At 73.3% G+C, this 2,508-nt stretch carries 3 protein-coding genes; all 3 read right to left on the bottom strand.

The window, feature by feature from the left end; translation table 11 throughout:
• Positions 1-96 precede the first annotated feature (96 nt).
• Positions 97-297 carry a ferredoxin gene (locus AB0G02_RS35130; protein ID WP_360803221.1) on the bottom strand — a complete coding sequence of 67 codons (201 nt, stop codon included), beginning with the start codon at positions 295-297 and terminating at the stop codon, positions 97-99.
• 52 nt (positions 298-349) lie between these two features.
• Entirely contained in the window at positions 350-1,564 is a 1,215-nt protein-coding gene (locus AB0G02_RS35125; RefSeq protein ID WP_360803218.1) for a cytochrome P450, read from the bottom strand.
• A 107-nt stretch (positions 1,565-1,671) separates the two neighbouring features.
• Positions 1,672-2,343, bottom strand: coding sequence for a TetR family transcriptional regulator (locus tag AB0G02_RS35120; protein ID WP_360803215.1), 672 nt, complete (start codon positions 2,341-2,343; stop codon positions 1,672-1,674).
• Positions 2,344-2,508: the final 165 nt, after the last annotated feature.

Below are 2,508 nucleotides of genomic sequence, written 5' to 3'. Positions count from 1 at the left end.
GGGTCAACCCACCGGTGAAACCCCTGCGGCGCAACGCCTCGGCGGTGGCCAGCCCGGCGGCCGAGGCTCCGACGACGAGCACGTCGGAGGGTGCGGTCACGCCCGGCCCCCCAGCACGATCGCGGCGGCGGGGCACACGTCGGCGGCCTCGCGGACCGCGGCGTGCAGGTGCTCGGCCGGTTCCGGGTCGAGCAGCACCACGACGCCGTCCTCGTCCCGCTGGTCGAACACGTCGGGCGCGGCCAGCACGCACGAGCCCGCCCCGCAGCACTTCTCCTCGTCCACGGAGACCTTCATCTGTCGCACTCCATTCGGTTCCGCTGTTGTCACGACCGGGCGTCCGCGGTGCTCACCACCGGACCGGCAGCTCCCGCAACCCGCCGATGACCAGGCCCTCGACCCGGTTCAGCTCCTCGGCGGGCACGGCCAGCTCCAGCGTCGGGAGGCGGCGCAGCAGCACGTCCAGCACGGCTTGCAGCTCGGTGCGGGCCAACGACTGCCCCAGGCACGAGTGCGCGCCCACGCCGAACGCCAGGTGCGTGTTGGGGGTGCGCGCCAGGTCCATCCCGTCGGCGCCGGCGAACGCGTCCTCGTCGCGGTTGGCGGCGGCGAGGTTGCAGACCACCGTCGTGCCGCGCGGGATGACCGTGCCGCCGACCTCGGCGTCCTCGGTGATGTAGCGCGGGATGCCGAAACCGGGGTTGGCGTCGGCGCGCAACGCCTCCTCCACCGCCGTGCGCACCAGGGAGGGGTCCGCGAGCAGCGCCTCCCACCGCGTGCGGTCGGCCAGCAGCATCCCGACCATCTTGCCGATCATGTTCGCGGTGGTCTCGTGCCCGGCGACCAGCAGACCCTGCGAGGTGGCCAGCAGCGCCTCGTCGGGCATCACGTGCCCGGCGCCGGCGGCGGCGGTGATCAGCTCGCTGATCAGGTCGTCACCCGGGTCCTGCCTGGTCGCGGCGATGTGGGCGCTCATGTAGGCGGCGAACTCGGCCTGCGCGGCGTCGATCTCGGCCTGCGCGTAGCGGGTGAGGCTGAGCAGCGTGTTCGACCAGTAGGCGAACTTGTCGCGGTCGCTCTCCGGCACGCCGAGCATGTCGCAGATGACCCACACCGGCAGCGGGAAGCCCAGCGCCGCCTTCAGGTCGGCGGGAGCACCGCTCGCCACCATCCCGTCGACCAGCCGTTCGGCCATCGCCTCGATCCCCGGCCGCAGCGCGGTCATCCGCTTGGCGGTGAACCACTTGCCGACCATGCGCCGCCACTGCTGGTGGTTCTCCTCGCGCATGGCGCTCGACAGGCCGCTGTTGAACACGCCACCGGACTCGTTCGCCGCGATCCGGGCGGCGCCCGGCGCGTCGAGGCGCCGGCTGAACCTGGGGTCGGACAACACCTGCTTGACGTCGTCGTACCGGGTCAGCAGCGAGGCCCGGTCGCCGCTGGGCAGGCGCACGTGGGCGACCGGACACCCCTGGCGGAGCTCGGCCCACTCCGCGGGCGGCTCCAGCGCGGCCGGACCGGGGATCGGGTAGTCCAGCACGTGGTCGGTGTCTCCGAGCGCCACCGCGACCTCCTCATGAGTCAGTCAACTGACTTAAGAGTGCCGGCCACCGAGCCGCGACGCAACGTGATGGATCAGTTGCCGTTTGACACCGCAGGGGTGAACGGCCGTTACCAGCGGTGTTCGGGCTCGGTCGTGCACGGGGCCGTCCACAGCCCGGTGATCGCGTCGATCAGGCCGGTCGCGGCCTCGTCCCAGGTGGACCTCGGCGTCGCGGCGCCTTCGGCCAGGGCGCGCTCGCGCTCGGCGCAGACGTGCACGATCAGGTGACGGACCATGGCGGCGCGGTCCTCGCGCACGTCGGCGGGCACGTCGGGCCCGAGGCCGATCAGCCGGTCCACGACCTCGCGCAACGCGGCCTCGGCCAGCGCCTCCTCCGCCGTGATCGACCGGAACGCCGGGTCCGTCATGACCTGGGCGCTGAACCGGGCGAACCAGGTCGGGCCGCCCGACGAGGCCAGGTACGCGGTCACCGGCCGGACCAGGCAGGCCACCCAGTCCCGCACGTCCTCCGACCCGGCGACGGCGGCGACCGCTTCCTGCCGCAGCGACTCGATGCGGGTGGTGTGCCGGCGCATGATCGCCCGGACCAGGTCGGCCTTCGTGCCGAAGTGGTACCCGACGGCCGTGTTGTTCCCCTGCCCGGCGGCGGCGCTGATCTGGCGGTTGGACACCGCGTACAGGCCCTGCTCCGCGAACAGCCGTTCCGCCGTGGTGAGGATCTGCTGCCGCGTCGCTCCGACCTGCTCCGCCCTGGGGGTCCTGCCGACGTCCGCCACCACGGCCCACACCGTACAGGGGTCCGACGTGGTGCGACCTGGTCCGCGTCGGCTTGGATGGCCGGGGAGGGCCGAGGCGAGGAGGGCGCGATGGGGCCGGTGTCCGTGGTGACCGGTGCGGGTTCGGGGGTGGGGCGGGTGGTGGCGCGCGCGCTGCTCGACGCGGGC

Source organism: Actinosynnema sp. NPDC023658 (genome assembly GCF_040639995.1).
Taxonomy (GTDB): Bacteria; Actinomycetota; Actinomycetes; order Mycobacteriales; family Pseudonocardiaceae; genus Actinosynnema.
The sequence above is the reverse complement of the archived record's forward strand: the minus strand, read 5'-3'. Positions and strand labels throughout refer to the sequence as shown.